Genomic DNA, 26,334 nt, shown 5'->3' on the forward strand with positions numbered 1-26,334 from the left:
GACATCAAACAAAGTTCACCTGTCCAATGATGTACATCATCGGATGGTGAACTTCACTGGATTCATCCCCTGAACTACAATAATTCGGATATAGATTAGAACCGGTTAACGGGCCGATGCAGCTTATACACCAGGAAACTCATATAAGTTAATACGCCGAACAAAATGGCAATATCCAGCATATGCGCCAGCGCCACGAACATATACACTTCCGGACGGTTCATCGTGAGCATCAGTCCAAAACCAATGACCACTTGCAATAAAACCAGTACAACAGAAATGACGCCGAGCGCTCTTAATTCCGTGTTATCCGGATGTTTGCGATACGCAAAATGGCCGAGAATTGCAATGACGATTACTAATGAAACAGCCGCCACCCGGTGAGCAAAAGCAACAGCTACGCCTCCCGAGAGCTCAGGAATAATCTGCCCGTTACAGAGCGGAAAGCCTGAACAGCCTCCAGCAGAATCCGTATGGCTCACAAATGCTCCAGTATATACCACGAGGTACGTATAGATCGTGGAAAACCATACCAGATTTCGGAACCCTTTGCTGACTCGCGGATATCGATTCAGTCGTTCCAATCCACCATGGCGAGCCTCCTGCCGAATACCAAGCGCCATCATCAAGGAGCTGGCAAAAGCGATTAAGGCAAACCCGAAATGCAGTGCCATGACTGCGGAAGATTGGGAGAATACGACGGCAAAAGCCCCCATGATTCCCTGGACAATCACAAATATCAGCGTTAACAATGAAAACAACTGCAGATCACGGCGTGATTTGCCAAACCGCAAAAATGCTACAAAAGAGGCTATGGACAACAGTCCTGCCAGTGCGCTAACGGCGCGATGGGAAAATTCAATAAGTGAGGCAACCGTGTGTGCAGGCACAAGTTTTCCGTTACATAAAGGCCATTCTGCACCGCAGCCGAGGCCCGATTCCGTTCGGGTTACAACGCCTCCGCCAAATGTGGCCAGAAACATGACAAGACAGGTTAATACGGTTAACCATTTAAACAAGGTTAAGTGCTTCAATTTTTTTCTCACCCGCTGTTGGTTTAAGATGGCGAAGAACTACATCCTCCGCTTGATTCGGTACTTTGACACTTATTTCACAACTAAATTCATTATACCGGATAAATGTGTCATTGACGCCCGCGCTTTGTGACAAAATGTTAACGTCTTTCGAAAAGTTGACCCTCCATTGATCAAGGCTATGTACGTCATTAGCTTCCCCGAAAAATGTTAAAAATACAAACGCCACTTCCCTATTTCAAGAGAAATGGCGTTCCTTTAATTATAACCTTTAACATGGTGAACCTGTCATGCTTTATTTATGAATCGTGTTATACACCTCAACTGCACGCTGCAGGAATTGCTCAATCTCTTCTCTCGACTTGCGCAGTTTGTTCACATAACGAACGAGTTCCCGGCCATCCGTGTAAGCTACAAAGCTGGGGATACCCAGAATATTTTGCTCTTCGCTCACTGTACCCACCTGATCTACGTCGACCTCAATCAACTTCAGCTCACGAGCAAACTTCTCTTCAACTTCAGGCATAAACGGATCGATGTACTTGCAATCACCACACCAATCTGCCTTAAATACAGCTACAGTCAAACGCGGAGATTGGATTGCCACATCAAATTCCGGTTTCGATGTAATCTTTTCCATCACAACATCTTCCTTTCTATACCTTGTCTTATCCTCTTAGTGAAGCAAATTGCGGAGTGGAAGTCAAATATTCGGCGCATACTGATATCAACAGCTTGTTAAACTAAAACAATAATCAGATTATCAGGAAAGGAGGTCATGTCATGACTTCCGTTAAAACGGATTCCTCCGAATCTGCCCATCACGGGTCGATATTGCAGATGGTCCGGTCCATCCCAGGTGCCGCCCGTGAAGTATGGAGGGGTAAACAGGCGGCTTGGCAGGCCTCTGCACAGCTTCGTCATCCTTTGCGTGATATGGCTTGGGACTCTGACATGGCTGCTACCTTACAAGCTGATGTGGAGCGCCTATTGCCTGGAAACGAAAGTTCTTTTGCCCGAAATACGCTCAGTGCACTGGTCTGTGAAGAGGACTGCATTATTCTGGAAGAGATCAAAACATTAACGCAGGAAAACAACCGGAGTAACATCACTCGCACAGCAGCATACCTGGAATGTTACGAACAGTATCCAGAGCTGCATTGGGCCCTGCTGGCCCATATGGTATCCCGCAACGGCGGATATCACATGACCGATCTTCAGAGTGACCTTATGCATAATCTGCAAAATCAAACAGACCGTGAGCGCATGTATCGACTACTGGAGCGATGCAATGCCCTCATTTTCCAGGATGCTTATCCCCAGCTTCTGTTATATATGAATAGCCGGCGGATCGGCCGGAGCTGTTTCCATTTGTTGTCCCATTTTCATGTATCGGCGTTCATGACGCCATTTTGGGAACGATTTTGGCTGGATCGATGCAGCTCGCTGCTTAGTGTGGCCTTAATTATTAATGAGCAGAACTATATTGAGAGCCGGGTCGTGCAGCATCCCTATTTTCAAAAACAAGTGCTGTCCAAACCCGCATTTCATCTGCATAATCTGGCTGGGCTGAATCATATCGTATTTCCACTCGGACGGGAAAAAGGTCTTGCAGGCCGGGTTATTGAACATTTTGGCAAGCTGGATGAGCGGATAATGTTTGGCAAGGGCTTATATGCGATGCTGTTTGGAGTGGAACAAGTGTACACACAAGTATTGGAGTTTGCACGCTCGGTTCCCCACCGTGGCTCACGTGCTGAATACTGGCCTGGTCTGTTCACCGCACATAAAGATGAAGCCGGAGAAGCTGAGCTCTATAGTCACGAGCTGCTGCACCAAGAATGGTTAGCGGAAGGACAACGGTTATATAGTCCAGAATTGCTGGCCGTATGGGGTGATACTCCGTATGAACCGATTACCAGGCAGGATTGGCTGCAAAATCGCGATTGCCTCGGTCATCTCACGATCCCGCGCCGCCCCTGGCTGTTTGAGATGAGTCATGAGCATCGGTATGGCATGCTGAAAACGGCATTGGCCCATGATGCCAAAACCTTAACGCATTAAGGATAGAGCCTTACCAGGGAATGTCTAGAAGTCTATAATGGACTACCTTTATATAGATTTTACAAAAAAGCCCTGTCCGCTATGAAAGCAGACAGAGCTTGTACTTATTTTTCAACAAATATAACGAAGTGTGTATTGTGTGTTAAATCGATTATCCACGCTGCCCGGCTCCACGTTGTAGACGCATAAGTGGGCGGAGTATTTTTTGTAAAATACGAGGGTAACTGCCCAGCTCGTCTTGTCGAAGTACACGTAGAACAACCATGAGCACCAGGTACACGACAACCACAAGCGCCCCCACAAACAGACAGGTCACAAGGTAAGATACACGTGCTGGCAGGAATAGATCAAAGATGGAGTTGCCAGCCCAGTTCGCCGCAAAACCAACACCTGCTGCAAGCAGTACGGTAATGATAAATCCTTTCCAGCGATCACCCATGATCGAGAAATCAACAATTTTTCGAAGTACCCGCAGATTGAGGTACGTAATAACCAGGAAACACAATGCTGTCGCAATAATGATGCCGTAGATGCCAAAAATCGGAGCCAGGATTAAACTCGCTATGAGTTTGACCACAATACCCGCAGCTACACTGATCATTGTAATCCGTGGTTTACCTACCCCAAGCAAAATGGAGTTGGTGGTCATCATTGTAATTTGGAAAATGGTACCGAACGTCAGCAATGTAATGATCGGTGTTCCGTCTGGGCTGGTAAACAGCAAACCATTAACGGAATATGCCGCCGCACATAGAGCGATAACGATTGGCATTCCTGTCAGAATCGAAATGCGCAAAGCAAGCGTCACCTGATTTTTCAGATGAACTTCATCCTTGCGTGCAAAAGCTGCCGAAATGACGGGCACAAGCGACTGACTCAGTGCGATAGCCAGAATCGGAGGAATGCCTGCAATACTTTGGGCCTTGGCACCAAGAATGGCAAGAACTCCTGTCGCTTCTTCCAGTCCGATTCGTCCGCTAAGCAGTGGAACTACCAACGATGAATCGATAAAGTTAATTGCCGGAACAGCGAGTGAAGATAATACGATTGGAATCGAAAGTTTGAAAATATCACTGTAAATGCCCCGCATGGGCAATTGCTCCGCACGCTCATAATTCAATTGCGCAGCACGGTCATTTTTGCGAAGCTTCAAGGTGAAGTACAACATGACAGCAAAAGCGCCAATACTTCCGAATACGCCCCCAAATGAAGCCCCTGCCGCAATGGTTTGATCATCATAATTCCATTGCAGCATCACAAACGCCACGATAATCGCTGTACCTACACGTGCAAACTGCTCCACAATCTGTGAAATGCCGCCTGCTGTCATATTGCCGCGACCCTGGAAATATCCACGCATCATTGCGATGGCTGGGAAGAGCAGCAGCGCTGGAGCCAAGGCTCGAATGGCGCTCACCGATTCCGGTACTTTGGATACATACGTCGCATAATAAGGTGCTGCGAACCACAATAAAGCAGACATAACGACCCCGGCTACAGCCGCAAAGATCAGGGCTGCACGGTAGATTTGTTGTGCTTCACCTGCGCGTCCCAGTGCATAACGTTCCGAGACCATTTTACTCAGTGTACTCGGTATGCCTGCTGTAGCTACAGTTAACAGCATTAAATATACCGTGTTGGAGATGGTAAACGATGCGTTACCGATATCGCCGAGGATATGCTCCAGCGGCACCCGTTGAACCAATCCGAGTACCCTCGCAATCAGCGCAGCTGCCGCCAAGATGAGCGTACCTCTAATGAATGTTTCCTTCTTAGACAAACCAATTCCCCTTCTTTCCCCCACACCGACGTGCATCCAGATGAAGCCGTTCCCGAACGTCTATGCGAATCTTACCACCCAGATAATAAACAGAACAATCATGACGATTTGCAAAATAATTTTCATCACGGTGCTTGTAAACAGCCCCACCACGGAACCAAATCCGACTTTGGAAGCTTTGGAAGGTGAAGACCCTCCGATCAGTTCCCCGATAAACGCACCGATAAATGGCCCCAGTACGAGTCCAAAAGCCGGAATAACAAATGGGCCAATGATGACACCAATCGTACTGAGAGTCGTTGATAATTTGGAGCCGCCGAATTTCTTTACACCCCAGGCACTGACGACATAATCAGCCACAAACAGCACCACTACGATCAAAATCTGAATAATCCAGAACCATACACCAAACGGATCAAAGCTGAAGAACCAGCCATAGACCAGAAACGCGAAGAAAATCGCTATAGCACCAGGCAGTATGGGATATACCGTTCCAGCCATCCCCACCGCAAACAGCAGTACAATTAAAATCCAGCCAACGGTTGCGAGCAAAGGTTATTCCCCCTTCAAAATATAATCACGGATGACTTCGACAATGCCATCTTCGTTGTTGCTCGCTACGATCAGGTCAGCCGCTTCCTTCACCTGCTCCTGCGCGTTGCCCATGGCAACACCAAGACCCACAGCTTCAATAACGGCCAGATCATTCAAGCTGTCTCCAACAGCAACCACTTCAGACATCTCTATGCCCAGCAGCTTGCAGACTTCAGCTACACCGCTCGCTTTGGAGACTCCACCCGGGTTAATCTCAATATTAACAGGTGAGGAGTTCGTCATTTGCAAGCCGCCCATTTGCTGCAGCTCCATCATAATCTGGTGACGCACTTCATCCACTTCGGTATTGAATCCGAATTTCAGCCATTCCAGAGCTTCAATATTGTCCGTCCAGCGATCACGGTTGAACAGCTCTTCCACGGAGTATGCCCAGTACCAGCTATTATATTTTTCGCCAATCTCCTGCATTTTGCGGATCAATGCCGGGTCCATCAGATGACGCATGTGCAGATCATGCGGAGCTTTCCAGACTTCACTGCCATTGACCGTTATCATCGGGGTCTCCAGCCCAAGCTGTACCGCATAAGGCATCGCATGAAAAACAGCTCTTCCTGTCGAAAGGCACACATGCACTCCCCGTCGAATGGCGATCTGAATCCATTTGGCGGTTTCCTGTGTGATCTCATGGTTATCGTTAAGCAATGTTCCATCCATATCCAATGCAAGCAATTTGTATTTTAATTCACTCATGCCGTATTTCCTCCTCAGTTGTCTCTCTCCAAGTTGAACTCATGGATATACATCTAGACACTAAGTGGCCAGAAAACCTTTCGATCGCTGTTATCTTTGTTTCAGAATTACCTTTCTCTTTAGTGTATTGAGATTATACGAGGTAACCGTTACGTGTACGGATCGTCTTCCGATCGCTGTTGTCTCCAAATTTTCTAGATTCTCTCTTCTTAAAGGTTAGAAATTCGGAGACAAAGGCGAACGCTATCGCTTCTTCAGTCGATTCCGTCCCCTTCACTACATCACCTGTGTATTTAGACCTCATAACACCTATTTTGTAGAAGGAAAATTCATAAACAAAGCTCCCCTCTTCAGGTCCCTTCTGTCCTCTCCGTTTTCCAATGTATCTCCAGTTCAACTTATATGCTCTTTATATCTATTCAACATACTCTCACAAAAAGATCGCCCGGCATCCGCGTAGGCGGATGCTCCGGACGTCACAGCTAACGACATTTTACCACAGATCGTCTGCCTGCAACAAAGTAACCCGCGAAGCGGGCGAACCTTTGCAACATAGTAACAGGCGACTGTTCCAATTCGTGTAAAAGTCTGGTATAAGATAAAACTTACCTGTATCCATGAAAAAACCGCCTGCAATGCAGGCGGCTGCTACTTTTTTATCCATTAACGTGCCGCGAATTTGCGACGAGCATAACGGAAGACAATACCATGCTTTGGAGACAGCAGCAGGGCCAGCACAAACAGAATGCCTGCTACGGCCACCATGCAACCTGCAATGGAAGCATCCAGCGCGTAAGCCATGATATAGCCTCCAACCGAGGAAGCCGCTCCTACGAGCACGCTGTACAGAATCATTTTGCCCAATCGATCCGTGAGTAAGTACGCCGTCGCCGCAGGTACAATCAGCATGCCTACCACGAGGATGGACCCTACACTTTCAAATGAAGCCACCGATGTCATGGAAACGAGCCCCATAAGCAGATAGTGGAACAGTACCACCGGAATGCCACAAGCCGCAGCCAACGCCGGATCAAAAGCACACAACTTGAACTGCTTGTAGAACAAACCGATGACAAGGAGGATGACCAGCAAGGTGATGCCCAGCATCCAGACCGCCCTTGGGCCTACATCCGTCCCTCCAAGCGTTAGGGTATCCCACTGGACATAGGCGATCTCACCGAACAGCACGCAATCCAGATCCAGATCAATATGCGCGGCATTCAGACTGATCAGAATGACACCCACTGCGAAGAGTGCCGTAAATACTATTCCGATGGAAGCATCCGATGATAGTCCACCAGCCTGCAAGCTTTGAATGAAGAACACGGTTAATAATCCGAATACCGTCGCACCAAGCAGCATCCATAACGAATCACGTGAGCCGCTCCATAGAAAAGCAATTGCAATCCCCGGTAGAACGGCATGACTGATCGCATCACCAACCAGAGCCATCCGCCTTAATATGAGAAAACAGCCAAGAATGGCACAGGCGGAGGATACCAGAATGGCCGTTAATATAATCCAAAACGTTGCCATTACAACTCACCCCGTTCCTGCTGTGCCCGCTGTGCAGAGAGTGTCTGGAGCGTGGCATGCTCTTCTCTCAAATAAGCGGATTTCGCCTGTATACTTCGCAAGCGCCGTGCCAGCAGTCCACGTCGTGGAGCAAGCAACGCGGAACCCGCAAATAGCACTGTCGCTGCCAGTACCGTTACTGGTCCTGTCGGCAGATTAGGCACCAGGGTGCTGAAGATTGTACCTGTCGCACCGCTGAGTGCTCCAAATATGCCGGCCAACAGTACCATAAGCGAGAGCGAGTCCGTCCAGCAGCGAGCTGCTGCCGCAGGGGTCACCAGCAAAGCGGCGACAAGCACCACACCCACCGCCTGAATTCCTGCAACAACCGCAATAACGGTCAACAGCAAAATCAGTTGTTCCAGCATGCCAACGGGCAGTCCCATGCCCCGTGCGAATCCCGGGTCAAAACTCACCAGCTTGAATTCCTTGAACCATGCCAGACAAGCGATCAATAATACAACACAGACACCGCCCATAACATACACATCCGTCATCACCATGGATGCGGCCTGACCAAACAAATATTTATCCAGTCCACTCTGACTTCCGCTTGCACCATGCTGAATCCGGGTAAGCATCACTACGCCAATACCGAAAAATACAGTCAGCACAATCCCCATCGCCGCATCCTGCTTGATCCGGGAATACCGTGTGATCCACGAAATACCGAAGGTTGCAATGATTCCAGCCACGAGCGCACCGAACAGAAATAATCCTACGGATTTGGTTTCAGTCAACATAAACGCGATACAAATTCCTGGCAGAGCTGCATGAGCCAGCGTATCTCCCATGAGACTCTGACGACGCAAAAATGTGAAAGAGCCAATAATTCCACTACTGAATCCGAGTAACAAGCAGCCAAGCAATATCCAGCGTGTATTGGGATCGGACAAGATGGCTACTATCCAGTTCCACATGCACTACACCTGGCCTTTCTCCGACCGGCTTCCAATCATCGCGATCCGGCCTCCGTACGTTTCTTGCAAAGTATCTGGTACAAATACTTCATTCGTGGGTCCACCTGCAACCAGCCGTCCATTAAGCAGTAACACATGGTCGAAATATTCCTCCACTGTCGCCAGATCATGGTGAACAACCAGTACGGTCTTTCCTTGCTTCTTCAACTGTTCCAACAGTGAAATGATAGCTTTTTCCGTTGTGGCATCCACACCTGCAAACGGCTCATCCATAAAGTACAATTCCGCATCCTGTACCAGTGCCCGTGCCAGAAAGACACGCTGCTGCTGTCCGCCGGACAGCTGACTGATCTGGCGGTACATATAATCACCCATGCCCACTTGCTCCAGGCAGTGAGCTGCCAGATCCCGTTCTTTTTTGCCTGGACGGCGGAACCAGCCCAGATGTCCATAACGCCCCATCATGACAACATCAAGTGCGTGAGTCGGGAAATCCCAATCAACAGATTCACGCTGTGGTACGTAGCCGATGCGGCGACGCTGTTCTCGGTAGGACTGGCCAAAAATTTTAACCTCGCCGTGCATTTTGGGCACTAGTCCCAGAACGGCTTTAATCAAGGTGGATTTCCCAGCCCCGTTTGGACCAAGGATACCAATCAGCTGACCTTCCGGGATGTCAAAAGATACTCCACTAAGCACCGGCTTTTTATGGTAAGCCACCGCCAGATCCCGCACACTAAGAGGAGCTGATGTAGGCTGTGTTCCCTTCAGATGGTTGGCATTGGGCTGTAGTTGAGATTTTTCGGATAAAATGGTATCGCTCATTCTCTGTCCACTCCTCTCTTTATATCGTTTATCATTTTAATGCTTCTACAATTGTCTGAGTGTTATGGCGGATCATACCGATATACGTTCCTTCTTCTGTTCCCTCAGCACCCATCGCATCCGAGAACAGTTCACCACCAATGCTTACGGTATGTCCTTTTTCGGCTGCCCCGGCAATAATTGCTTCCATCGCTTTTGCTGGTACGCTGGATTCTACAAATACCGCTTTGATATTGTTTTCTACAAGGTAATCTCGCAACTCACTGACATCCCTCGCACCATACTCTGCTGCTGTACTGATTCCTTGAAGCCCCATTACTTTCATGTCATAAGCTTGGCCGAAGTATCCAAAGGCATCATGCGCCGTAACCAATACCCGGCTGGCTTCCGGTATCTCCTGGATTTTTTCCCGCACCTCGGAATCCAATGCCTCCAGTTTCATTAAATATTGCTCTGCCTGGGTCTTGTACTCTTCTGCATGTTCCGGGTCTGCTTCCACAAGTGTATCGCGCACCGCCTCTGCGGCATGCATCCAGTGGCTGACGTCAAACCAGACATGTGGATCGTATTCCGTTCCGCCTGTATCTTTTCCTGAACGCAATTCCTCCACCGGAATGTTCTCCGAGACAGCCGTTACTATTTTGCTCTTGGACATTTTCTCCAAGATGTCTGTCATTTTGCCTTCAAGATGCAATCCGTTATAGAAAATGACCTTCGCTTGCTCCAGCTTCCGAATATCTCCCTGCGAAGCCTTGTACAAGTGAGGATCTACCCCTGGGCCCATCAGCCCGGTCACATCAACATATGCCCCGCCGACCTCACGTGCTATATCCGCAATCATGCCTGTTGTGGCTGTGACTTGTACCTTCCCTTCACTGCCTCCTGTTTCCGCTGCACCTGAGCATGCTGTTAGCACGATAACCAAAACAACAGCTGCCAGCGTCATTAATCCTCTCTGTATGCTCCTCATCTTCACCATCAACAATTCCAATCGCCCCTTTCCCTCTCCTAACATAATTGTCCACGCCTAATTTTGTTGTACAAGGTATCAAAACTTATACTCGTCTAATAATGTTTCCCTTGTGCAAATTTTAGCCGATGAAAAATAAAAAGGCAAGGGATAATTTCCCCTGCCTGTCCAAAAGAGTATATTGGCGATTTAATTAGCCTGTTTTCTTTTCCGCTTATCTTCTGTTCTTTTTCTTTTGCGCTGCTTCATTCACGTTACTCCGTATCTTTCCCCTGATCTTTCTTCCCTTTTGGAGTCCCATCGAGGCCATACACTTCATCGTAAGCATCGAAAATTTTACGTGCAATCGGAGACGCACTGACCGAGCCAAAGCCACCTTCGGGTACAACAACAGCTATAGCCAGCTTGGGATTATCCCGTGGTGCAAATGCGATAAATACACCGTTTTCCTTTTTATTCGGCCCTGTCCCCTGCTCCGAGGTTCCTGTTTTTCTCGCATAATCATAGGGGAAACCGTCAAACGAACTTACTTTGGTGACCATACCCTTATGCACTTCATTCCAGTATGCATCAGCAAAATCAACCTCGTTTAACACTTTTGGTTTGATTTTCTTGACCACATTGCCCTCGGCGTCACGGATTTCCTTCACTAAATGAGGTTCGATCCGTTTGCCCTTATTGGCAAGCATCGTGGTATATTGTGCGAGTTGAAGCGTTGTATACTTTGCTTGCTGTCCAAATGAAGCAAACGCTAACCTCGTCAAGCCTGATTCGTCATTATCACTATTGTATTCTAGTGTACCTAGATACTCTTTCGGCAAATCCACTCCTGTAGACACGCCCAAACCGAACTTTTTCATGTATTTGTCCCACACTTCCACGCCCTCGGTCGCCCCATATTTGTTATAGAGGCCCTTTCCCACCATATCAATCATAAAGGCATTGGAAGATTTCTCAATAGCCCGTCTCGCTGTAATAGAGCCGTTAAATGCCGAGTGTGAATTTCTAACCTTTCTCCCATCTTTCCCTAAAGTAGCATACCCTTGGTCATAGTAGGTTTGCCCTGTACTGAACAGACCCTCTTTCAATCCAATTAGTACACTAAGTGGCTTAATAACGGAACCCAACAAAACAACGGATTCCGTATGTTTTTTCGAATCGTCCGGTGGGAAGGAAGCCATTGTTCCGTTGCGATAAACGTACTTGATCTTGTCATAATCCCAGTCATTCGGATCATAATCAGGCATACTCGCCATAGCCACTACATTGCCTGTATCCACTTCCATGGCTACCGCATATCCCGTAACGGCGTTCGGAAGTTTACGCAATTCATCCGTTATTGCCTGCTGCGCTGCCATCTGAATTTCCTTATTGATTGTGGAGACCAGACTGTATCCCTTCTCCGGCGGAGTCTGTTGCATCGTACCCTCTGGCAAATTACGCAAATTAATATCGATCGATTGGTAGCCGCTACGCCCACGAAGCTCCTCCTGATATTGAAATTCAAGGCCATCAACTCCAACTTTTTCCTGCTGGGTATAGCGCAATCCTGGATCGCGTTCTGTTGCTTCCGATTTGCTGATTTCTCTATACTTGTCCAAGTTGTCCTGTTGGCCCTTGAACTCTCTTGTATATCCGATCACCTGAACTGCGACCCTATCGGGATCATACTTTCTTACATTTTCCTCAAGTACCATAGCACCTGGATATTCAGACTTTTTCTCCATAAAATAAGCAATTTCTTTCATGTTGAGATCCGATTTCACCAGACGAGGAGTATACCCATGTGCCTTCTGAGATTCCAGATCCAGTCGCTTCATAATTTCTTCTGCATCGGGTTGTTCTTTGTCCCCCGGATTAAACTGCTTAAACACAGCCGCCAGTTCATCAGCAAGTTCCTGCGCTTCCTGTTTGCGGTCATCATTTCGATAATCCTCATACAACAATACATAGAGAGACTGCACAGGCTCCGAATAGGCCAGTGCGACTTTACCTGTCGCATCATATATCGGCCCCCGAACAGGGGCTAGCGGAATATCTTTGGTATTACGGCTGGTTTCCATATACGCAAGTTCAGGTCCCTCGACAAATTGAACAAAGGCCAACCTGAAAATGAGGATACTGAATATCACAAACGCAGCGAAAAAAAACATATTCATTCTTACACTAGACGGCTTGTTGTTGACTGGTGTATCTTCATTGGACATTTTCTTTTTCCTCAATCGGTTAAACATGGGATAAGCCTCTCCGTTCTTATGTAAAAGTAGATTCATCTATCACGCATATTGCATCATTCGGTTCAAATAACATACCTTTCCTTCTACAAGTCTATCAAAGGTCAACTGCCATGTCCTCCAGATTTTGGTTACATTTTCGTAAACAGAAAAGATATATGGCGATTCTTTCGAAACGATGTCAATACAGACATATCGTTAATCTCTATACTTTTAAAATAAATTTTCACTCTCTTATATAAACGTGACATGCACAATGTTTGTTACATACAGATTTGCAGCAGTTTGTGGGAAAGTGGCCTCTTAGTCCTGGGCAAACGTAAAAAGGACCCTCGAAAGGGTCCCCTCTTTGAATCAAAGACTCACATTACTGTGTATCTGATTCTTTATTTTTATCTTTTTTCGGTATACCGTCCAGACCAAACTCCTCATCATACGCGTCGAAGATCGCACGTGCTACGGGAGCCGCACTGTTCGAGCCAAAGCCCCCTTCCGGGATGACCACAGCTACAGCCAGCTTCGGATTGTTACGTGGAGCGTAAGCAATAAATACCCCGTTATCCACCAACTTACCTCCGACTAACTGTGTGGATGTACCTGTTTTTCTAGCAAAGTCATAAGGGAATCCACTAAACGCCGTTACTTCGGTTGCCATGCCTCGCTGTACTTCATTCCAGTAAGCATCATTAAAATCGACTGTGCTGAGCACCTTCGGTTTCATTTTCTCAACCACATTGCCCTCTGAATCACGGAACTCACTGACTAATTGTGGCTGCATTCGTTTTCCTTTATTCGCTAGCATCGTAGCATACTGTGCCAGCTGCATCGTTGTATATTTCCCTTGTTGTCCAAAGGAAGCATATACGAGCTTAGTAAGTGAGCTCTCTTCACTCTTAATGTATTCCAAGTAACCGGAATATTCATTAGGCAAATCTACTTCAGTAGGTACACCAAGTCCAAACTGCTTCATGTATTCATCCCATACGCCAATTCCCTTGGCGCCATACTTGGAGTACAGCTTCTTGCCGATTTCATCAATCATGAACACGTTGGAAGAATGACGAATCGCATCATGAGGAGTCAGCAGACCGTATACGTGACCGGAAGAGTTCTGTACTCTGCGGTTGTCGCCCCCAAATGTCGTAGATCCTCTGTCCGAATAAACGGAATTGGTCGTGAAGAAACCTTCCTTCAAACCAATTAATACACTAAGCGGTTTGATTGTGGAACCAAGCAATACAACCGATTCCGCTCGTTTATTAGAATCGTCTGGCGGGAATCCACGAATGGTACCATTTTGATAAATATATTTTATTTTATCGTAATCTTCAGTACTTATACCACCAGTTCTCCACACATTCGTGTCGTAATCCGGCATACTGGCAGCAGCAACAATCTTCCCTGTATCCACTTCCATTGCGACTGCAAAACCTGTTTTTGCATTGGGATGCAGCTTACCAGAGACCTGATGTGTATGCAGCCAGCTTAGTTGATCCAGTATCGCTTGTTCCGTTTTCACCTGAACATTTTTGTTAATGGTTGAAATCAGGTCATACCCTTTTTCGGGTGGGGTAGAGCCTGCTACACCTTCAGGCAAGTTCCGTAAATCAACGTCCACGGAGTTATAACCGCTTTTTCCCCGCAGAACATCCTGATATTGCAGTTCCAGTCCATCAAAGCCAACAAACTCATTCTCGGTATATACAAGACCTGGGTCCGTTTGCTTTTTATTGGCCTCATCAATCTCTTTGTATTTATTAAGTGTTTTGGAGCTTTTGAACTTTTTGAGATAACCAATCGTCTGAACGGCTACCGTATCCGGATCATAATAACGCACACTTTCCTCTACAATCTGAATTCCCTTGAATTCATCCTTATGCTGCAAGAAATACGCCACTTCCTCATCGGACAGATCACTCTTGATCAGACGTGGCATGAACCCGTTCGCTTTACGCGAATTGAGGTCCATGGCTTCTAAGATGTTATCGACCGTAAGGGCCTCGGAATCCTTTTTCTTATACTGCTCAAAAACATCATGCAGCCGAGTGGCGATGTCCTCCACTTCCGCTATATTCGGATTAGGCTTGCCATCCACATCTCCATAATTTTTGTATAAGGTCAGGTACAAGGATTGAATCGGCTTGGAGTAAGCCAGCTTCACCTCACCCGTGGAATCATAGATGGTTCCTCTCACGGGAGCGAGCGGTACATCTTTGGTAATATTGCTCGCTTCCTCCTGACTGAGCTCAGGCCCTTCCACGAATTGCAAAAACGCCAAGCGTACAATAATAACGCTAAAAATAACAAAGGAAGCGAAGAAAAATACGTTCATCCGGTAACTGAAGCGCCGCTTGTCCGTAAGTTCGTCCTTCTCTTTTGAATGATTGTTCATTCATCCTACCTCTTTCATGACTTGATGCATACCGTCCAGACTTTACAGCCTCGGCATGATAACCTGGCAACGTCGTCATCTCCCGGACCCATGTCCGGCGTAATGTTAAGCTGATTGATCTTTCAGATGGGTATCGGCAAAGTTAGGAGGATTGAACCAATCGCCACTGATTGCCCAAGTAGGGTCAAGCGGAACCCAGCTTTCCGAATCACTCAAATATATTTCATTCCAGGCATGCGGACCATATCCACCCTGCCCGTTATAACCAAGACCTGTAACCACTTTGACTTCCAGCCCCTGTGAACGAGCCATAACCGCATATAGACGAGCGTAATCGATACATACGCCTTGACGTGTATCAAATGTATTCTGTGGCGTCTGCTCGTGCCATATGCCCTTTTGCTCATAGTCATCCACTTTGCCATAGTCATATTGAATGCGAGAACCTACCCAGTCATATAATGCCCTGGCTTTGGCTTCATCTGTCGTTTGACCTTTCACAATTTCTTTTGCCGCAGATTCAATATCCGCCGGAATGTTATGGTCAATGACTTCATATTTGCGTTGCAGGATCGCGCCAAGTTCCTTTTGCACGGCTTGCGTAAATACAGGCAGCTTGTCTTTGATGAAAGTACCTGATAATGGCTCTATAACCGATTTGGCCCCTTGCATATAAATGGGCGAAGCCTCTACATAGCGACTAAACATGCTGCCCGGATAGAGACTGACAATCATGAACAACACGGCAATCACAATCATCCCGCGGACGGAGCCGATAACTGTACCAATCACAGCACCCGTAAAGCGGCTGAAAAATCCTTTTGGTCTGCTCTCTTGCTCTGCTGCACTGTATCTTCTGCTGAAAATAAGGGAAGAGAGCAATCCGAGAACCAATCGGATGAAGCCATAACTAATTACAAACAACACGGCAAACCGCATCAGCGGAAAATCAGCAATGGCCGTAATCAGTGTATAATACATCTGCTCCCATCGGTTCAATTCACGGTTCGGCATGTCTGCCGCATGCACAGACAACCATTGCTGAACATATGGCGCAAGCCATAAGGTTAAACCGATGGATAACAGAATACCAATGACCGCCATAATGCCATCCATGAGGAATCCAAAGAGTCTTCCTGCCGAACGCGAAGCACCTCTGGACCACCCTTGAAGCAATGAAGCGGCCACAATCAGCAGCAGCATAATCGTTATGCCGTTGAATTCTTTCAGACTATCCAGCCAACTTTGCAGCACGTATCCATTCCTCCTTTACTACGAAGACGGTGCTGTTCCGTTCTCCTGTGCCTGTTTGACAAAAGTTCGTATCGTTTCATTGTCGACCTTCCATTCACCCACTGAGATCCCCCGGAATGTAACATCGACTTTATCCGAATTCGTTCTACCCTTAATCTCCACATTGGGGCTTGTGATGGTAAATGCTCCATCCTGTCCCTTGGTGTATGTTGCTTTGGAAGCTTCTTTGAGCATCATGCTGGTCGCTTCCTTCTTCAATGTGTCCATCGTACTTGATTGAACGTCTGTAACTGTCTGTTTGATCTGATCAATGGAGATGCCGCTGTATATCAGTAGAGCCGCAATAATGATGATGGCAATCGCCCATTTCAATACGGTTTTGACCACGTTCAGAACAAAGAACAAAATGATCAACGCAACCACAATCACCAGCCAGTTCTGCATCACAAACTCTTTAATTACTTCTATGTTCATGACTACACCTTCCGTATTAGAGTTGATTATTAACACTTCCCGAATATTATACATGATTTCCGAAGCTGCTGTCAGCTAAGCCCTCCTATGTAAAAATAAACGGTCTAAGTTCGTCCCGCCGGGCGTACAAGTAGTACCATGAGGTTCTGTCCAAGGAACGGGGAACACATCATGACCAGTTATTGAACATGCATCGCTTAACAAGGAGGGGCTTATGTGAAAACGGCCATCTGGCTATATCTATTTTTGTTCCTTGCTGTTTTTGATCTGCACGCGCAGTATCCAATCTTGACCCCTTTCGCTATCTCGCTCGGGGCGGCCCCGACCTTCATCGGCTGGATGATGGGCATCTATTCCTTGACTCATCTCCCAGGCAATCTGATTGCCGGAACCCAGATCGACAAACATGGCAGTCGTCGTTACATTGTATTCAGTTTGCTGGGTGCAGGCATCATTTTGCTAATCCAGGCTCAAATCCATACGCCATGGCAGCTGCTCGCCCTGCGCTCCGTCAGCGGGTTTGTACTTGCTTTTCTGTCTCCGGCCTGTCTCGCACTGCTTGCGCAATTATCAAATGATCCGATCAAGCAAGGCAAGTATATGTCAGGTCATGGCGTCGTACATACGCTGGCATCCGTGGTGTCCCCCGCCGCAGGCGCATTGATCGTCGGAGCTTTAGGGTTTTCCGCCACCTTTGCAAGTCTCGGTTATCTGCTCATTCTGTCAGGTGTTATCGCATGGTTATCCATGCCCAAAGGCCTCGCTGAGGTTCAGCACGAAAAAGTGACCGAGCCCGCCATGCCTAGCAACCTGGCTGGAGAAAAAAGAAAATTCCTGCCCGTATCCTGGCGATACTTTGCTCTGCCCCTTGTTATTGCTTGTGCTCAAGGAATTCTTTTTTTTGAACTACCACTGCGTGGAGGCGGACATTCGTCCATGATGTCTACCGGACTTTTGTTTTCCATTATCAGTGTTGGAGCACTATTTACCCTGAGCATGCTATTTCTCAACCGTTATTCCCCCAAACTGCGGTTGATTGCAGGCGTGCTGCTGATGTCTTTATGTTTCTTTGTTATGGCGGCGATACCACAAATTCCGTTGTCTTCCGTGCTTTTCGTTCTGGGGATGTCCAAAGGCATTATTTTCCCAGCCATGGCAACACTCTTTATTCATTTAAGCGGCGGTAACAAGCTGGGTCGTATCTTCTCATTACAATCCATTGCTACCTCCATCGGTTCTTTCATCGGCCCAATCACAGCAGGACAGCTTCGTGTGGGTTTATCGCCGTATTTCATTGCCTTTGTATTATTGATGATCGGCATTATGCTGCTCCCTTACTTCACAGCCAGACGGGAAGCTTCCCTGTCTGATCCCAAAAGCATACTGGGTTAACCGTATCAGAATGATCTACTATCCGTACTCTTTGACAACAGAAAGGCTTGTATTTTTCTTGGCTTTGCATCATTCCCCCATTTACAGCTAAACTATATAAAATGGACTGATGTTTTACACACGAACGAAGTGACTTCTTCATCTACGGATTTCTTCTTAACTATCCTCATTAGGAATGGACGATCCGTAATCGGAACGGCCACTGTTGCTGAAAGTTAGAAATCAAAGATGTTTCTGTCAGTGTAGTCGCTCGTGTCAAAATTAGAAGGTCCATTTTATATAATCCAGTCGATTTTCGCTGCAACATTTCCCGGGGAATGTCGACATAAGCTCTCGATCAAGAGGTGAATATGATGCCTATTCATGTCATTGTGGAAGGTAAAAATGACCGCAGTAAACTCAAACGACTTGTAGGACCCGAAATCAACATTTTGTGCACGTTTGGAACACTGAATTCCCTCAAGCTTGAGTCGCTGCGCAAACAGGTTGGTTACGATGAGGTCTACTTATTTATGGATAATGACAGTTCGGGCAAAAAAATCAGGGGTGTGCTGCGAGATGCCTTCCCGGATGCAGTACAGATGTATACACGACGCGGTTATGCGGGTGTAGAGGGAACTCCCGATGAATACATCATCGCCCAGCTGGAGAAAGCCGGATTGGAATCGTATATCCAATATCCTGAACTCCCATCGTTTTAAACCGTAAGAGGCTGCTCGCCGGGGTATTCATCCAACCCAGGAAGCAGCCTCTTTATTTGGCGAAAATTATTATGAACGCATTTTTATTCCTTGATCAGATTGCGAATGTCTTCTGCAATGACTGCTGGTTCAACATCCTCTGTATTAAACGCATTGTATACCTTACGCAATTGATTATTCCGATCCACCAATCCAATCATGTTCATATGGGCAAAATCGTCCTTGTTCTCACCCTCAATAAGGATCTGGAATGATTCCTTGGCGAGCTGCTTCGTTTGATCCATATCCCCCCGCAGGAAGTACCAGCCATCATAATCCGCGTGGAATCGATCTGCAAATTCCTTAATCTTCTCCTTGGTATCCACTTTCGGATCAAACGAGATGGACACAAACGAGACATCCTTGCCAAAGGTATCGTCCTCTTTCAACAGATCCTGCACCTGGGATAGCGTAAACGTCGTAATTGGGCACACATCCGGACAACTGGTGAAATAAAAGTAGAACAAACGTACCTTGCCTTTGGTATCATCCAGTGATACTGTGCTTCCATCCACATTTTCCATCGAAAAGGATTGAATCTCCCGAATTTCGGGTAACTTTTCCTTGCTGGCAAAAACGGTGCCCCACATTAAATACACCGCCATGATCAGCGCAAGCCCCAGCAGCATCCATGTCCATTTATACTTTTTCAGCATCATTATCGTCCCTTCCGATATCAGATCATATGAATACGCATACATTAAGGTTTTAACGATTTTCGATAAAATTCATGACTCTGAATCGTGTTTTTAATGACATTTCCTCATTCCCATACCACTGTGATGCATATGTATACGTAGAACCCAACCTGTAATGGGCTCCCTTGTTATTGTAGCCGTTCCATGGACCCGTGCCTATCTAATGTTTATTACAGCATTTCATGCTGCTTACTTGTGTACTGTATCCAGAATCATCAATATAAAACTCAAGGATAGATAGTTAATGGAGTAAAGGAATACCTTTTTGGCCCAGGCATATGTATCTTGTGCACGAAAGCCTTTCAGTGCGTAGTACAGCCACAGTACGGAAAGTATCAGTGAAACGGTAAGATAGAAAATTCCTGCGTACCCGTAAGAATACATGAGGACCGGGACAAAGATTTGCAAAACCAGATAAGGAATCATCTGAAGCTTGGTCCGTTCAATGCCCTTCACAACCGGTAATAGCGGAAATCCGCCAGCCCGATAATCTTCAACCCTGCGGATTGCGAGCGCCCAGAAGTGTGGAGGCTGCCATAGAAACAACATGGCCAGAAGCAGCCATGCACCAAGATCCATACGTCCGGTTACTGCGACATACCCGATGACTGGCGGCATTGCACCAGACAGACCGCCAATGGAGGTGCTCCATGTCGACGAACGCTTTAACCAAAGGGTGTACATAATCACATAGACAAACATGCCAAAAATGCCGCATAATCCGGCAAGTACTCCGGAGAAGGAAAAGAGTATGAATAATCCAAGCACACCCAAAATAATGGCATAGGATAGAACAACTTTGGGTGTTAAACGTCCTGTAGGTAAGGACCTGTTGCGGGTACGTTCCATTTTGAGATCAAGTTCACGGTCAAAGTAATTGTTAAATACACAAGAAGAAGCCATAATCAGTACCGTTCCAAGCAGGGTCAGCAGCATTTTGCCATAGTTGACGTCCCACTGGGATGCAAGCCAAAAGCCACCAAAAACCGCAATAAGATTAGTTCGAAGAATGCCTGGTTTCGTAATATGGATAAAATCTTTCCACGTCCCTGATTTCATCGGAGGCGCAGATCGTGTTGCCGATTCGGAAGAAGCCTGGTATCTCAATGGATTGTCCACGCTTGCGAATCCCCCTTCTTCTTGATCTCATGGAGTTTTCTCTCTCTGCCTCCGATATAAAGTTTATCACAGGAAAAGGAAAAAGAGTTTGACAATGCTCGTACAATTGCTGTCAATTGAGCAGGTTCTTGTCATATCTTTGGAATTTAGGGTGTTTTGCTTCTCGCTAGACGGATAATATACACTATATATGGGTATCACCTAGATAGAGAAGCAACTCGCATTAACGATACACCACACAAAGGAGACGTTTATGGATACTTCTACACATTTTGTCATGGGGATTGGTTTGGCCGGTCTGGCTTATGTCGATCCTGTTGTCGCGACGAGTCCCATGCTCGCAGCTGCGGTCATGGTTGGCACCATTGCAGGCTCGCAGGCTCCTGACATCGATACTGCGTTACGTCTCAAAAGTAACTCGCTTTACATCCGGAATCACCGGGGCATGTCCCACTCACTGCCATTTCTTCTGTTATGGGTTCTGCTCATTACTGGAGTCATTGCATTGATCTTCCCAGGTGTCGCTATTGGACACGTGGCAGCCTGGACTGCTGTCGCCGTAGGCGTTCACGTTTTTACCGATTTGTTCAATACCTATGGAACCCAGGCAGCACGACCTTTTACAGAACGCTGGATTGCCTGGAACATCATTCATATTTTTGATCCGTTTCTGTTTACCACACATGTGCTGGCCATTTTGTTATGGGCTTTCGATCTGATCGCTCCTGCTCCACTCTTTGTTACACTGTATATTTTGATTGGCTTGTATTATGTATGGCGGACAATAGCACGTGCTATGGCTGTTAGACAGGTGAAGCGACTCGACAAAAATAATTCTGAGGCTCATTACATGGTCATCCCAACAATATCCTGGAACCGATGGCATGTGGTGAAAAGATATGCAGACGGCAGTTATGAGATTGGCAAAATGGATCATTCCGTCCTAACCTGGAATCTCCATGCTTCATCGTCCACTCACGCGGCTGTTGCCGCCTCGCGCAAATCTCCTGAAGTCACTGCATTTCTGTACTTCACCTCCTATGCTGTCGCTGAGGTCGAAGAACTACCAGTAGGGTACAAGGTTCGCTGGGCCGATGTGCGTTATCGACATCGCAAACAGTATCCATTTGTCGCTGTAGTCGTTATGGATCGAAATTTCGAAACGATTGATACGTATGTCGGCTGGTTAAGCGACGAGAAAATGGATAAAAAACTTTTATCCGCACGCTCTTGACGAAAGGTGCATGGAAGGGCACAATCAGACATAGGAACGAATGCGCGAGAAAGCCCGGAGCGTTTCTGCTCCGGGCTTCTGCTTGTTGCTGTTTGGTTATAATAATTATTTGCCAGACCCAGCCAGAGACTGCTCAGCGATTTGTACCAGACGTTTGGTGATGTACCCACCCAGAGATCCTGTCTCACGGGAAGTGTAGTTACCGTAGTAACCGTCTTGTGGGATAGTTACACCCAGTTCCTGTGCAGCTTCGATTTTCAATTGTTGCAGTGCTGAGTTTGCTTGAGGTACCACCAAGTTGTTAGAACGAGATCCTTGAGCCATATTTAAAATCTCCCTTCAATCTGTGTCTGTAATGTAATTGCAAGCTTGCAAGATTATTATGGCTCGTGCGCTTCAGGTTATACGGAATTTTATCAAATTTCTATATGGAGGTTTTTCCCAATGAGCAAAGGTTTGTCGCTATGGTTTGCATTCTCTTCGATTATGTTGTTAGCGGTTACGGCGATCATGATCTCTTACTCTGGCTGGTTGGCTACGCTGCTGTTTGTCGTGTCGGTTGCCAACATCGGCTGGGGATTCGTCATTCGCGCAAAGAAAGAGCGTCGTGAAGCACGTACCACCTCGGAAACTGCCTCTTAACCCGGTAAACTTCACTTCATAGGTAGTACGAAATAAAGAGGAGCCACAGGGCTCCTCTTTATTATGTGAACAATTCATCTACTTTAAGCTATTTGCCTCGCCCTATTTCAACGTACGTCTAGGAACAAACCCCATGCGTTCTTTAACCGCATTAAGTGTCTGGGAAGCCACCGCTTCTGCACGACGAGCTGAAGTTTCCAGGATGTCAGCCAATTCGCCAGACTCACGAATCTCACGATACCGTTCCTGTAAAGGTTCAATAACGGATACGACCACTTCAGCCAGTTCTTTTTTGAACGGACCATACATTTTGCCTTCATAGCGCTCCGCGACTTCGTTCAATGTCAGACCTGCACATTCAGCGTAGATACTCATCAGGTTGCTGACTTCAGGTTTGTTTGCCGGATCATATACAACTTCACGACCGGAGTCGGTTGTGGCACGGCTAATTTTTTTGCGAATCACATCTGGCGGATCAAGCAAGGCAATGTAGCTGCCTGCATTGGGATTACTTTTGCTCATTTTGGAAGAAGCATCATCCAGTGACATTACACGAGCACCCACCTGTGGAATATACGGGTCTGGAATCGTGAAATACTCACCGTAACGATGGTTAAAGCGTCCCGCCAGATCACGTGTGAGTTCCAGATGCTGCTTTTGGTCCTCGCCTACAGGCACAAGATCAGCATTATACAGCAAAATGTCAGCAGCCATTAATGAAGGATAGACAAACAGTCCGGCGCCAACGGAATCTTTACCAGATGATTTGTCCTTGAACTGAGTCATGCGCTCGAGCTCACCCATCGAAGTCAGTGTAGTCATCAACCAGCCCAATTCCGCATGCTGCGGTACATGGGATTGCAGAAACACATTGGATTTCGTAGGATCGATTCCAGCTGCGATGAACAATGCAGCTACCGCTTCAGACTGCTCACGCAGCGCAGCTGGCTCTTGAGCTACCGTTACAGCGTGAAGATCAACCACCATGAAGTGACATTGGTAGTCATGCTGCAATTTCACAAAGTTTTTAATTGCTCCGATGTAGTTGCCCAATGTGAGCTTGCCACTCGGCTGAATTCCCGAAAGTACTGTTTTCATCTTACATAACGCCTCCCTATTGGTTTGTTCCTATTCTCAGCGAACGCAAAAAGGCCCCACATCCGCAAGGGACGTGAGACCGTGGTGCCACCCTTATTCGCATTTCTTCATTCCTGTCGACCTCATTAGATCATGTAGAAGAAATGCCTTCATTTCTCCGTAACGCGGAGTATACGTCCGATTCTACTAAGGGTTGCCCAAGCTTCAGACACCGCCCGTTCAAATCAGCACTCAAGGGTCCATTCGGTAAAGAGTTCACACCGGTTCACATCACCCACCGGCTTTCTGGGGAGAGTTCTCTTGGCTTACTTGTCCCTGTCATCGCTTTGATTATCATTCAGTGGATAAAACCATCGTTCAGAATACCATCTTAATCCGCATGGAGCAGAATGTCAAAATGGGAATAGCTTTTTTTACCCACTTCACAGAAATCTGTTATGATGGAATTGCTTATCCTAATCAACAGCATTCATTCAGCATGTTAATGGGATAAGTGGCATGTACACAATGACACGCCTGCAACGGCAGATAGGAATGGCCGTTTGCAGACAGATTTCAAGTGGGAAAAGGAGCATCGATATGAAACAAGTGACCAAAGGCCAATGGAATGGTTACGACACGTATATCCTACATAGCCGTGAATTGGAGATTACCCTGCTGCCGCGTCTTGGAAATAACATTATCTCGATTCGCGATCTGGTGCAGGGCCGTGATGTCGTTCGCAGTCCGGAAGAAGATGAACTTGCCTTTTATTTGCAGAAGCCGTATCACTTCGGCGTTCCGCTTCTTGTTCCGCCAGGCCGCATTCATCGAGGACAATTCGAATATGAGGGAGTTCATTACCAATTCGATCAGAATACGGCCAATGACAACCATATTCACGGCCTCCACCGCAGCCAGTCCTGGTGTGTCAGCGACATCGAAGAAGATGAAGATGGCTGTGCAATTACAACGGAATTATTAACTGAAAATGAAGAGCATTGGATGGCTCAATTTCCAATTCCTTTGAAGCTTGAGATGACGTTCAGATTACAAAACGCGGTGTTAAGCCAGCGTCTGCGTGTGACCAATCTGAGCTCCACTCCTGCTCCCTTTGGAATGGGATATCATACATGGTTTCTGCTTGACGGCAAACCTGCCGAATGGACGCTTCAACTTCCTGTGTCCGGGATCTACGCTCAGAACGAGGAACAAATGCCTACAGGTGAGATTGAATCTCTCGGAGAATGGTCCTCTTTGAACGAAGGCATGAACATGCAAGGACGCAACTGGGATACCATTTTGAAAGCTGCCGAAGGTCAACCAGCTGTAGCTCATTTGCGCAGACAGGATGGATATTTGCTGAAATATTCAGCAGATGAAGCATATTTCAAACATTGGGTCCTCTTTACCAAGGGCGAATCCGATCAATTTCTATGCATTGAACCCTACACATGGCTTCCTGATGCACCTAATTTGAATTTAACAGACGAGCAAACGGGACTAATCCGTCTGGAACCTGAACAGCCCGTTGAACTTTTTACACGTATTGAGATTGTTCCGCCAACCGAGTAGTAATCTTGTACTCTCAGACGCCTTCTATGGGATATAGCCCCTATTGTTTTCCTTTTATTTTACGTAGTCGATCCATACTGGGTCGGCTTTTTTCATGTTATATCTCTTCTCTTTTGTCCAAATTTTACCTTACGCCATATCATGCATATTTCCTCATTCTCTAACCATACTAACATCACCAAGCCATAAGGAGGTGACACACATGTACGGAGGTCAAAACCAAGGAAGCAGAAATTCTTCAAACAATCTGGTTGTTCCTCAAGCAACTGCAGCTTTGCAACAATTGAAAATTGAAGCTGCACAAGAGCTGGGTGTAACAATTCCCCAAGACGGTTACTACGGTAACTACACTTCCCGTGAGACAGGTTCTCTGGGTGGTTACATCACTAAACGTCTGGTCCAAATCGCTGAGCAGCAATTATCGGGTCGTTCGTAAGCTCGTAATTTGTGCTCGTATATGCAAGAGCAAAAAGCGGCCTTCTTCGGAAGTGCCGCTTTCCTGTGTGCTCATCGCAATTATGAAGACGACTCCATGCCTGAATCCATGTATGTATTGGTTCTTGGATAACGAATCATCAGGTTCGCCATATTATAGTTGGACTCCATCGTGGCATCAACCAGAATCATGCCTTGTCTTACTGTAAAATCATATGCAATTTCTCCATGAGTCCAATTTCGCTTGAATTTCAAAGTCTCCAGTGCCATTGCGCGGAAAGAAGAGCGCTGGTTTTCGTTTAATCCACCGTCCTCCACTTCCATTTGACCATCACGTCCGGTTATCGGATTATGTCGAATCCCAAACTTCCCAATTACATTATTTCGTATTTGCACAAAAACTACACCTGAATCTAACCCTGATAATTCATGATCAAGCTCTTTGAACACCAGATCCAACTGTCGTGCTAATGAAAGCTGGTCAATTTTTACCATAACGCTCCTCCTTTATGCACTTCATCCTACAAAACAAGGACTTATGACTCATTATATGACAACATATGTGGTCATTCAACAAAGAAAAACAAACTTGGGT

General features: G+C 46.6%; 26 protein-coding genes and 1 other annotated feature. Of the genes, 7 read left to right on the forward strand and 19 right to left on the reverse strand.

The window, feature by feature from the left end; translation table 11 throughout:
* Nucleotides 1–95 precede the first annotated feature (95 nt).
* Nucleotides 96–1,046 carry a COX15/CtaA family protein gene (locus MKY42_RS27195; RefSeq protein ID WP_279634329.1) on the reverse strand — a complete coding sequence of 317 codons (951 nt, stop codon included), beginning with the start codon at nucleotides 1,044–1,046 and terminating at the stop codon, nucleotides 96–98.
* 283 nt (nucleotides 1,047–1,329) lie between these two features.
* The gene (locus tag MKY42_RS27200; RefSeq protein ID WP_076290917.1) at nucleotides 1,330–1,674 is read right to left on the reverse strand and encodes a thioredoxin family protein; all 345 of its coding nucleotides are present in this window, start codon (nucleotides 1,672–1,674) and stop codon (nucleotides 1,330–1,332) included.
* A gap of 143 nt (nucleotides 1,675–1,817) precedes the next feature.
* On the opposite strand from MKY42_RS27200, the gene MKY42_RS27205 reads away from it, so the two are divergent.
* Nucleotides 1,818–3,098 (forward strand): DUF2515 family protein, encoded by a 1,281-nt coding sequence (locus MKY42_RS27205; RefSeq protein ID WP_339846118.1) that lies wholly within the window; start codon nucleotides 1,818–1,820, stop codon nucleotides 3,096–3,098.
* Nucleotides 3,099–3,249: 151 nt separating this feature from the next.
* On the opposite strand, the gene MKY42_RS27210 is transcribed toward MKY42_RS27205, so the two are convergent.
* From MKY42_RS27210 to MKY42_RS27265, 12 genes are all read right to left on the reverse strand, one after another.
* Nucleotides 3,250–4,878 (reverse strand): polysaccharide biosynthesis protein, encoded by a 1,629-nt coding sequence (locus tag MKY42_RS27210; RefSeq protein WP_339846121.1) that lies wholly within the window; start codon nucleotides 4,876–4,878, stop codon nucleotides 3,250–3,252.
* 60 nt (nucleotides 4,879–4,938) lie between these two features.
* On the reverse strand, nucleotides 4,939–5,379 hold the full coding sequence (locus tag MKY42_RS27215; protein WP_052016655.1) for a DUF456 domain-containing protein: 441 nt from the start codon (nucleotides 5,377–5,379) through the stop codon (nucleotides 4,939–4,941).
* A gap of 54 nt (nucleotides 5,380–5,433) precedes the next feature.
* The gene (locus MKY42_RS27220) at nucleotides 5,434–6,183 is read right to left on the reverse strand and encodes a Cof-type HAD-IIB family hydrolase (RefSeq protein ID WP_339846125.1); all 750 of its coding nucleotides are present in this window, start codon (nucleotides 6,181–6,183) and stop codon (nucleotides 5,434–5,436) included.
* Nucleotides 6,184–6,316: 133 nt separating this feature from the next.
* A complete protein-coding gene (locus tag MKY42_RS27225; RefSeq protein WP_339846128.1) occupies nucleotides 6,317–6,487 on the reverse strand; it encodes a hypothetical protein in 171 nt (56 codons plus the stop codon).
* 359 nt (nucleotides 6,488–6,846) lie between these two features.
* Nucleotides 6,847–7,719 carry a metal ABC transporter permease gene (locus MKY42_RS27230; RefSeq protein ID WP_339846131.1) on the reverse strand — a complete coding sequence of 291 codons (873 nt, stop codon included), beginning with the start codon at nucleotides 7,717–7,719 and terminating at the stop codon, nucleotides 6,847–6,849.
* Complete coding sequence (locus MKY42_RS27235; RefSeq protein ID WP_090904531.1) at nucleotides 7,719–8,678, reverse strand: metal ABC transporter permease; 960 nt, start codon at nucleotides 8,676–8,678, stop codon at nucleotides 7,719–7,721. The genes MKY42_RS27230 and MKY42_RS27235 overlap by 1 nt, the downstream gene beginning before the upstream one ends.
* Before the next feature lie 3 nt (nucleotides 8,679–8,681).
* Nucleotides 8,682–9,503, reverse strand: coding sequence for a metal ABC transporter ATP-binding protein (locus tag MKY42_RS27240; RefSeq protein WP_257031841.1), 822 nt, complete (start codon nucleotides 9,501–9,503; stop codon nucleotides 8,682–8,684).
* A 31-nt stretch (nucleotides 9,504–9,534) separates the two neighbouring features.
* A complete protein-coding gene (locus MKY42_RS27245) occupies nucleotides 9,535–10,482 on the reverse strand; it encodes a zinc ABC transporter substrate-binding protein (protein WP_339853127.1) in 948 nt (315 codons plus the stop codon).
* A 245-nt stretch (nucleotides 10,483–10,727) separates the two neighbouring features.
* Nucleotides 10,728–12,707 carry a penicillin-binding protein 2 gene (locus tag MKY42_RS27250; RefSeq protein ID WP_090904532.1) on the reverse strand — a complete coding sequence of 660 codons (1,980 nt, stop codon included), beginning with the start codon at nucleotides 12,705–12,707 and terminating at the stop codon, nucleotides 10,728–10,730.
* A gap of 367 nt (nucleotides 12,708–13,074) precedes the next feature.
* Nucleotides 13,075–15,099 carry a penicillin-binding transpeptidase domain-containing protein gene (locus MKY42_RS27255; protein WP_339846138.1) on the reverse strand — a complete coding sequence of 675 codons (2,025 nt, stop codon included), beginning with the start codon at nucleotides 15,097–15,099 and terminating at the stop codon, nucleotides 13,075–13,077.
* Between the two features lie 105 nt (nucleotides 15,100–15,204).
* Nucleotides 15,205–16,353: a transglutaminase domain-containing protein gene (locus tag MKY42_RS27260; protein ID WP_090904534.1), complete on the reverse strand. Its 1,149-nt coding sequence runs from the start codon at nucleotides 16,351–16,353 to the stop codon at nucleotides 15,205–15,207.
* An 18-nt stretch (nucleotides 16,354–16,371) separates the two neighbouring features.
* Nucleotides 16,372–16,827, reverse strand: a complete 456-nt coding sequence (locus tag MKY42_RS27265; RefSeq protein ID WP_090904588.1) for an ATPase — start codon at nucleotides 16,825–16,827, stop codon at nucleotides 16,372–16,374.
* Nucleotides 16,828–17,043: 216 nt separating this feature from the next.
* On the opposite strand from MKY42_RS27265, the gene MKY42_RS27270 reads away from it, so the two are divergent.
* Together MKY42_RS27270 and MKY42_RS27275 are read left to right on the forward strand one after the other, a co-directional pair.
* A complete protein-coding gene (locus MKY42_RS27270; protein WP_339846143.1) occupies nucleotides 17,044–18,219 on the forward strand; it encodes an MFS transporter in 1,176 nt (391 codons plus the stop codon).
* A gap of 353 nt (nucleotides 18,220–18,572) precedes the next feature.
* Complete coding sequence (locus tag MKY42_RS27275) at nucleotides 18,573–18,920, forward strand: toprim domain-containing protein (protein WP_090904536.1); 348 nt, start codon at nucleotides 18,573–18,575, stop codon at nucleotides 18,918–18,920.
* A gap of 83 nt (nucleotides 18,921–19,003) precedes the next feature.
* Here MKY42_RS27275 and MKY42_RS27280 read toward each other — a convergent pair whose 3' ends face one another.
* Nucleotides 19,004–19,618 carry an SCO family protein gene (locus MKY42_RS27280; protein ID WP_309086759.1) on the reverse strand — a complete coding sequence of 205 codons (615 nt, stop codon included), beginning with the start codon at nucleotides 19,616–19,618 and terminating at the stop codon, nucleotides 19,004–19,006.
* A 228-nt stretch (nucleotides 19,619–19,846) separates the two neighbouring features.
* Nucleotides 19,847–20,776 carry a heme o synthase gene (gene cyoE / locus MKY42_RS27285; protein ID WP_339846148.1) on the reverse strand — a complete coding sequence of 310 codons (930 nt, stop codon included), beginning with the start codon at nucleotides 20,774–20,776 and terminating at the stop codon, nucleotides 19,847–19,849.
* Between the two features lie 253 nt (nucleotides 20,777–21,029).
* Here cyoE and MKY42_RS27290 point away from each other — a divergent pair, with 253 nt between their 5' ends.
* On the forward strand, nucleotides 21,030–22,010 hold the full coding sequence (locus MKY42_RS27290) for a metal-dependent hydrolase (RefSeq protein ID WP_339846151.1): 981 nt from the start codon (nucleotides 21,030–21,032) through the stop codon (nucleotides 22,008–22,010).
* A 105-nt stretch (nucleotides 22,011–22,115) separates the two neighbouring features.
* Here MKY42_RS27290 and MKY42_RS27295 read toward each other — a convergent pair whose 3' ends face one another.
* Nucleotides 22,116–22,334: an alpha/beta-type small acid-soluble spore protein gene (locus tag MKY42_RS27295; protein WP_017692386.1), complete on the reverse strand. Its 219-nt coding sequence runs from the start codon at nucleotides 22,332–22,334 to the stop codon at nucleotides 22,116–22,118.
* Nucleotides 22,335–22,454: 120 nt separating this feature from the next.
* Between MKY42_RS27295 and MKY42_RS27300 the strand changes: the two genes are divergently transcribed.
* Nucleotides 22,455–22,652, forward strand: coding sequence for a hypothetical protein (locus tag MKY42_RS27300; protein WP_063566137.1), 198 nt, complete (start codon nucleotides 22,455–22,457; stop codon nucleotides 22,650–22,652).
* Nucleotides 22,653–22,754: 102 nt separating this feature from the next.
* Here MKY42_RS27300 and trpS read toward each other — a convergent pair whose 3' ends face one another.
* The gene (gene trpS, locus MKY42_RS27305; protein WP_090904540.1) at nucleotides 22,755–23,750 is read right to left on the reverse strand and encodes a tryptophan--tRNA ligase; all 996 of its coding nucleotides are present in this window, start codon (nucleotides 23,748–23,750) and stop codon (nucleotides 22,755–22,757) included.
* 64 nt (nucleotides 23,751–23,814) lie between these two features.
* Nucleotides 23,815–24,081: a binding site (T-box leader), on the reverse strand.
* A 248-nt stretch (nucleotides 24,082–24,329) separates the two neighbouring features.
* Between trpS and MKY42_RS27310 the strand changes: the two genes are divergently transcribed.
* Entirely contained in the window at nucleotides 24,330–25,304 is a 975-nt protein-coding gene (locus MKY42_RS27310) for an aldose 1-epimerase (RefSeq protein WP_339846158.1), read from the forward strand.
* 202 nt (nucleotides 25,305–25,506) lie between these two features.
* Nucleotides 25,507–25,740, forward strand: coding sequence for an alpha/beta-type small acid-soluble spore protein (locus tag MKY42_RS27315; protein WP_076290933.1), 234 nt, complete (start codon nucleotides 25,507–25,509; stop codon nucleotides 25,738–25,740).
* An 80-nt stretch (nucleotides 25,741–25,820) separates the two neighbouring features.
* Here the strand turns inward: MKY42_RS27315 and MKY42_RS27320 are convergent, their stop codons facing one another.
* A complete protein-coding gene (locus tag MKY42_RS27320; RefSeq protein ID WP_090904542.1) occupies nucleotides 25,821–26,234 on the reverse strand; it encodes an O-methyltransferase in 414 nt (137 codons plus the stop codon).
* Nucleotides 26,235–26,334: the final 100 nt, after the last annotated feature.

It is taken from the genome of Paenibacillus sp. FSL W7-1088, from assembly GCF_037969855.1.
Lineage (GTDB): Bacteria > Bacillota > Bacilli > Paenibacillales > Paenibacillaceae > Paenibacillus.